5 protein-coding genes are annotated in these 7,211 nt (G+C 70.3%); all 5 read left to right on the top strand.

Annotated features, from left to right (window positions below):
- The first annotated feature begins 202 nt into the window (after positions 1 to 202).
- The 5 genes from mshD (at position 203) to pstS (ending at position 7,099) form a co-directional block, all read left to right on the top strand.
- Entirely contained in the window at positions 203 to 1,243 is a 1,041-nt protein-coding gene (gene mshD, locus P3T39_RS16315) for a mycothiol synthase (RefSeq protein ID WP_280698371.1), read from the top strand.
- A gap of 359 nt (positions 1,244 to 1,602) precedes the next feature.
- On the top strand, positions 1,603 to 3,882 hold the full coding sequence (locus tag P3T39_RS16310) for an RNA degradosome polyphosphate kinase (protein ID WP_280698383.1): 2,280 nt from the start codon (positions 1,603 to 1,605) through the stop codon (positions 3,880 to 3,882).
- Between the two features lie 172 nt (positions 3,883 to 4,054).
- Positions 4,055 to 5,152, top strand: a complete 1,098-nt coding sequence (locus P3T39_RS16305; RefSeq protein WP_280698370.1) for a CHAD domain-containing protein — start codon at positions 4,055 to 4,057, stop codon at positions 5,150 to 5,152.
- Between the two features lie 116 nt (positions 5,153 to 5,268).
- Positions 5,269 to 5,691 carry an NUDIX hydrolase gene (locus P3T39_RS16300; protein ID WP_280698382.1) on the top strand — a complete coding sequence of 141 codons (423 nt, stop codon included), beginning with the start codon at positions 5,269 to 5,271 and terminating at the stop codon, positions 5,689 to 5,691.
- Between the two features lie 274 nt (positions 5,692 to 5,965).
- On the top strand, positions 5,966 to 7,099 hold the full coding sequence (pstS, locus tag P3T39_RS16295; RefSeq protein WP_280698369.1) for a phosphate ABC transporter substrate-binding protein PstS: 1,134 nt from the start codon (positions 5,966 to 5,968) through the stop codon (positions 7,097 to 7,099).
- Positions 7,100 to 7,211 lie beyond the last annotated feature (112 nt).

The raw sequence follows: 7,211 nt of genomic DNA, 5'->3' as shown, positions 1-7,211 counted from the left end.
AGGGGGGACCCTGTGGGAGAGTAGGACGCCGCCGAACAATTTTTCAGAGAAGCCCCTCCCGGGGATACCGGGAGGGGCTTCTCGCATTTCCGGGCCCATTCGGTGACCAAGGGACCAGCCGATCAACCGGCCAGCTGACAGAGCCCGACCGACTACGGCGAACGCGTCCGTCCAGGCAGCTGACGAGACGTAGGGTCGGATCATGACTTCTTCCGCCACCTCCAGCCCAGAGTCGTCACGTCGATTCCACTCCCGCGAGCTGACGGGAGCCCCCAGCACCGTTCTCGCCGCCCAGCTTCTCTCGGCGGCGGAGGCCCGGGCAGCCGCCGAGGTCATTGCTGCCGCGGCGGTCGCGGATGATCGGCAGGCGGTGTCCGAGCAGGGACGGCTCCGGCTGAAGTCCTCGGAGGCCCGCCCGGGCGTCCTGCACCTCTTGCAGCGTGCAGGCGCCCAGCAGCCGGAGGCACCGGCAGCGGGCACCGAGGCGGCTGCGGCGGAGGCGGCCATGGCAGTGGGCTACGCGCAGCTGGACCTCCCGGGTGGCGGCAAAGCGGGTACGGCGGAGCTGACCGTGCTGCCCGGCTCCCGTGGTCAGGGGTTCGGCCGGCACCTGGTCGATGCCGTGCTCGCCGAGGCAGAGGCGGCCGACCCGGAGGCACCGGTGGAGTTCTGGGCCCACGGCGGTCACCCCGCGGCCCACCACCTGGCCGCCGCCTACGGCGCCGAGCTGGTGCGGGAGCTGCGGCAGATGCGGCGCACCGCGGAGCTGCCCAGGGTGCCGGTACTGCCCGAGGGGGTCACCGTACGGACCTTCCGGTCGGGTGAGGACGACGGCGCCTGGCTGCGGTTGAACGCGCTGGCGTTCGCGCACCACCCCGAGCAGGGTTCCTGGACCGAGCAGGATCTGGCGGACCGGCTGGCGGAGCCGTGGTTCGACCCCAGCGGCTTCTTCCTGGCCTTCCGAGGTGAGCAGCTGGTCGGTTTCCACTGGACGAAGGTGCATCCGGAGGGGCTGGGCGAGGTGTACGTGGTCGGGGTGGACCCGGCCGAGCAGGGGAGCGGGCTGGGCCGGGCGCTGACGGCGGTCGGTCTCCGTCACCTGGCGGAGGACCGCAAGCAGCAGACCGTGATGCTCTATGTCGATGCTGACAACTCTGCCGCTGTGCGGGTATATGAACGGTTGGGCTTCACCATCCACGAGGTGGACCTGATGTACCGCGTCCAGGCCCGCCGGGAGTCGTGACAGGCTCTGGGCGGGGCTCCTGGGGCCGACAGGGCCGAGTGGTACGCCCGGGTACTCCCGGGCGTATCTTCGGGTTGTCGGTGCAGCCGCATCCACGGGGGTGACTGCCTCAGCTTTCCTCCCGGCCATGCGGTGTTTACCGTGGATTAAATTGCCGCCGCGAAGATCACAGGATGACGTCCGTAGTGCCTCGCCCCCGCGTGGCCGGCCAGCATCCGTGGGCCGGCCGTCTCCCGGCCGCGCCCGGCGGGTGGGAGCTTGCACCGCAGGACGAGGACGGCACGCACGTCACGACGGGCTCCGGCCGTACGAGCGCCGAGCGTCGCCCGGACACCGTCCTGCTGGAGGAGCTGGAACCCATGAGCGCCCGCCGCCCTGCACCCGCCCCACTGACCGCGACCTCGGCCAAGGGCTCCGTCCCCGCGAGCACAGACGCGTCCGAGGGCACCGCATCCCTGGCGGCCCAGGCGGCACTCACCGTGCCGGCGTCCTCGGTCTCCTCGGTGCTCGGGCTGACCATGGACGACCGGGACGAGTACGCCTCGCTCGGCGGGGCGGACTTCGACGAGCTCCCCGAGGGGCGGTTCCTGGACCGGGAGCGCAGCTGGCTCGCGTTCAACGAGCGGGTGCTGGAGCTCGCCGAGGACCCGCAGATACCGCTGCTGGAGCGGACCAAGTTCCTGGCCATCTTCGCCAGCAACCTGGACGAGTTCTTCATGGTCCGCGTCGCCGGCCTCAAGCGGCGGATCGCGACGGGGGTGGCGCAGCGGTCGGCCTCCGGTCTTCAGCCGCGTGAGGTGCTGGACCAGATCTGGACCAGGTCGCGTGAGCTGATGGCCCGTCATGCGGCGGCCTTCCAGCAGGAGGTGCTGCCGGATCTGGCACTGGAGGGCATCGAGCTGGTCCGCTGGTCGGAGCTGACGGAGAAGGAGCAGGCCCGGCTGCACACCCTGTTCCGGCAGAAGATCTTTCCTGTTCTGACGCCTCTCGCGGTGGATCCGGCGCACCCGTTCCCCTACATATCGGGTCTGAGCCTCAATCTGGCCGTGGTGGTGCGCAATCCGGTCTCCGGGCACAAGCACTTCGCGCGGGTGAAGGTGCCGCAGTCCCTCTCCCGGTTCCTGGAGGCCTCGCCGCAGCGGTATGTGCCGCTGGAGGACGTGATGGGGGCGCACCTGGAGGAGTTGTTCCCGGGGATGGAGGTGCTGGCGCACCACGCCTTCCGGGTCACTCGTAACGAGGACCTGGAGGTGGAGGAGGACGACACCGAGAACATCCTCAAGGCGCTGGAGAAGGAGCTGATGCGGCGCCGGTTCGGCCCGCCGGTCCGGCTTGAGGTCGAGGAGTCGATCGACCCGTACATCCTGGATCTGCTGGTCCGCGAGCTGAACATCACCGAGGCGGAGGTCTTCCCGCTGCCGGGTCCGCTCGATCTGACCGGGCTGTTCGGGATCGCCGATCTGGACCGGTCGGAGCTGAAGTACCCGAAGTTCGTGGCGGGTACGGCGCGCGGTCTGACGGATGTCGAGTCGGCCTCGCAGCCGGACATCTTCGTTGCCATGCGGGAGCGGGACGTGCTGCTGCACCACCCGTACGACAGCTTCTCGACCTCGGTGCAGGCGTTTCTGGAGCAGGCGGCGGCCGACCCGGACGTGCTCGCGATCAAGCAGACGCTGTACCGGACCTCGGGTGACTCGCCGATCGTGGACGCGTTGATCGACGCGGCCGAGTCGGGCAAGCAGGTGCTGGTCCTGGTGGAGATCAAGGCGCGCTTCGACGAGCAGGCCAACATCAAGTGGGCCCGCAAGCTGGAGGAGGCGGGCTGCCATGTGGTGTACGGGCTGATCGGGTTGAAGACCCACTGCAAGCTGTCGCTGGTGGTCCGTCAGGAGGGCGACATGTTGCGCCGCTACTCCCATGTGGGGACGGGCAACTACCACCCGAAGACGGCGAGGCTGTACGAGGACCTCGGTCTGCTGACGGCGGATCCGCAGGTCGGTGCGGATCTCTCGGACCTGTTCAACCGGCTGTCGGGGTACTCGCGGCGCGAGTCGTACCGGCGGCTGCTGACTGCGCCGCGCGGGCTGCGGGACGGGTTGGTCTCCCGGATCCACGGGGAGATCGCGCACCACCGGGCCGGGCGGCCCGCGTATGTGCGGATCAAGGTCAACTCGATCGTGGACGAGGCCGTGATCGACGCGCTCTACCGGGCCTCCCAGGCGGGGGTGCCGGTGGATGTGTGGGTGCGCGGGATCTGTGCCATCCGGCCGGGTGTGGCGGGGCTGAGCGAGAACATCCGGGTGCGCAGCATTCTCGGGCGGTTCCTGGAGCACTCGCGGATCTTCGTCTTCGGCAACGGCGGCGAGCCCGAGGTGTGGCTCGGCAGCGCGGACATGATGCATCGCAACCTGGACCGCCGGATCGAGGCGCTGGTCCGGGTGACCGATCCGGTGCACCGGGTGGAACTGTCCGGGCTGATCGACCTCGGGATGGCGGACGACACCGAGTCCTGGCACCTGGGCGCGGACGGGGTCTGGACCCGGCACTCCCAGGACGGTGACGGGCGGCGGTTGCGCCATGTCCAGGACCTGCTCATCGACTCGCGCCAGCGGCGCCGGAAGTCCCCGGCGACCCGCTGACCGGTACTACCCCTGACCACCTACCAGCACGGTTCAGCTCAGCACGCGTCGCCGGTCGGCACCGCAGCCGGCCGGCGGCACTCGGCGGACTGCGGCGACGGCCCTTCGGGCCGTTACCGCAGTCGGCCACCAGCCCCGGGGAACGGCCCTCGGGGGGACGGGGAACCCAGCCATGACCGATGTGCCGATGACGGCCCGGACCGGGCCGAAGGCCGCGAACGCCTCCACCGGGGAGATCCTCTCCGACTACCTCACCGCCCAGGCGGGCGCGTTTCTGCGAGCGCTGCCGCAGGCGGTGGGCGAGGCCGGTTCGAGACCGGGTGCGCTCCCGGTGGGCGGGGCGAGTGCGGCTGCGGCGGCGGGTACCGATGAGCTGTTGCGGGCCGTCCGGCGGGTGGGTGGTGCGCTGCACACCTTCGCGGCGGCGTTCGACCCCGACTGGGCGGCGGAGAGCAGGACCGAGTTGCGCTGGCTGCTCAGCCTGCTGGCCCAGGAGCCGGCCTTCCTGCGGCGTTCGGCCCGGCTGCTGGCGGCGCTGGACTCGCTGAGCGAGACGGACCCGGGCGGTCCCGGCATGCTCGCCGGTCATGCCGGCGCGCCCAAGGCCCGGGCCTTGCTGGAGCGTCAGCTCGGCCTGGCCAGGACGAGGGCGCACACCACGGTGCTGCAGGAGCTGCGGTCGGCGAGGCTGCACGCCCTGGCCGACCGGATGACGCTGCTGGCGAGCGAGGTTCCGCTGCTCGACGGTGCGGCCGGTCAGGAGGGCGGTGTGCTGCTCTCGCAGGCGGCTGTGGCGTTCGGCGCGCTGGCGGAGGATGCCCGGCGGCTGCCGCTGGGCCGGGCTGCGACCCCGTACGGCGGGGAGGGGCTGCACCGCCTGGGTGCAGTTCCGCCTGCGCGCGAGCCGGAGCCTGTTCGCGCTCGGGGCGCCGAGGTGGACGCGGACTCCGCGGTGGCGGCGGACGACGCGCCGTGGCACCGGGTGCGGATTCTGGTCAAACGTGCCCGCTACGCCCTGGAGGTCTGCGGGGCGCCCGATCCTGATCTCGACCTGCTCGACGGCACTCTCGGCCGCCACCAGGAGGCCGCGGATGCCGCCGTCACGGTGGCGACCGCGGCACGCACTCCCCGGATCACCCCGGCGACCGCCTACGTCCTCGGGGTGGTGCATGCTGATCAGCGACTGGAGGTGGAGGCGGCCAGGTACGCCTTCGGCCACCAGTGGCCGAAGCTCCCGCACCACGGATGGCAGGAATGGGCGACCGTCTGAGCGCACCGCGCACCGCTGGATCCGGCGTCGGCCGGTCGAGTGCCGACCATGTGACGAGGCCGCGGAAGGGTGTCGGGTACGGCCAGACGATCCTGGCGGCGGGCGCGGTGCTGTGGATGCCGGGGCCGGAGAGGAAGAGCGGGAAGGGGCGGAAGAAGCCCAGGATCGCGCTGATCCACCGGCCCAAGTACGACGACTGGAGTCTGCCCAAGGGCAAGTTGGATCCCGGTGAGGGCTGGCGGAAGGCGGCGCTGCGCGAGGTGTGGGAGGAGACGGGGCTGAGCTGTGTGCTGGGGGCGGAGCTGCCCGCGCAGCACTATCTGGCGCAGGGCCGGCCGAAGGAGGTCAGGTACTGGGCGGCGGTGCCGACCGGTGGGCAGTTCACCCCGAACCGGGAGGTGGACCGGCTGGAGTGGCTGCCGCCGAAGAAGGCGAGGGCCCGGCTGACGCATGAGCGGGATCGGCTGCTGGTGGATGCGCTGTTGGCACTTCTGGCAGATCATCGGATGGACGGCAGGGTCTGGACCTCTGCTCCGTAGGCGTGCGCCGCGCTGCCGCCGGCGCTGTGCTGTCCCCCGTTCGGGTGATCTGGTCGCGTTCTGCCTGTGACGCAACCGTTACTACCGGCCGGTGTTTCCTGTCATCCGTTCGAGGTTCACCCCCCGTTCACTTGTGACCGCCTGATGCGTCACCTGTCCGGCCTAACTTCGGGACTACCGGAGGGCCGAACGGGCCCCGGATCTCAGCAAAACCTGTGCCTACGAGCGATGCTCGGTCCGATGGGCGCCGGTAGTGCCACAGAAAGGGACACCTGTGAAGCTCCAGCGGAACGGCCGCACCAAGGCCCTCGCGATCGGTGCCATGGCGCTCGTCAGCTCGCTGTCGCTCGCGGCTTGCGGCTCCGACAACAACACCACCACCTCCACCACGGCCTCCGGCGGCGCCGGTGCCTCGGCCGCGCAGATCGCCTGCGGCAAGGGCGGCCAGCTGCTCGCGGCCGGCTCGACCGCGCAGAACAACGCGATCGACGTCTGGAAGAACGCCTACGGCTCCGCCTGCTCCGGCACGACGATTACCTACGGTGGTGGCGGTTCCGGCGCCGGTGTCCAGCAGTTCAACCAGGGCAAGATCAGCTTCGCGGGTTCCGACTCGTCCCTGAAGCCCGCCGAGGTCGAGGCCTCCAAGGCCGTCTGCAAGACCGGCCAGGGCATCGACCTCCCGATGGTCGGCGGCCTGATCTCGATCGTCTACAACGTCGACAACGTGGACAACCTCGTCCTGGACGGCCCGACCCTGGCGAAGATCTTCGACTCGCAGATCACCAAGTGGAACGCGCCGGAGATCGCCAAGCTCAACCCGGGCGCCAACCTGCCGGACGCCGACATCCGGGCCTTCCACCGCTCGGACGACTCCGGCACCACCGACAACCTGACCAAGTACCTGTCCAAGGCCAGTGCCGGTGCCTGGAGCTACCCGTCCGGCAAGACCTGGGCGGGCAAGGGCGGCCAGTCGGCCAACGGCAGCCCCGGCCTCGCCGCCCAGGTCAAGCAGAACAAGAACTCGATCAGCTACGTCGAGCTGTCCTACGCCCAGAGCAACAGCCTGAAGAGCGCCGCGATCAACACCGGCGCCTCCAAGCCGGTCGAGGCGACCACCGCGAACGCCGCCAACACCTTCGCCAAGGCGAAGATCTCGGGCACCGGCAACGACCTGGCGCTGACCCTCGACTACGCGACCAAGGACGAGGGCTCCTACCCGCTGGTCCTGGTCACCTACGAGATCGTCTGCGACAAGGGCAACAAGGCCGACACCCTCGACGCCCTGAAGTCCTTCCTGACCTACACGATCAGCGACAACGGCCAGCAGGCCATCGGCACCAAGGGCTACGTCCCGCTGCCGAAGGAGCTGGCCTCCAAGGTCCAGGCCGTCATCCCGACCCTGGCCTGATCCACCGAGCACCACCGGCCGGGCGGCCCTCGAAGGGGGGCAGGGCTGCCCGGCCGGGCACCATCCGAGCCACACCTAGTCCGGGGCACCGCCGCCATGGTGCCGCCCTCCT

Source organism: Kitasatospora sp. GP82 (assembly GCF_029892105.1).
Classification (GTDB): Bacteria; Actinomycetota; Actinomycetes; order Streptomycetales; family Streptomycetaceae; genus Kitasatospora.
This window is presented reverse-complemented; position numbering and strand designations above follow the sequence as displayed.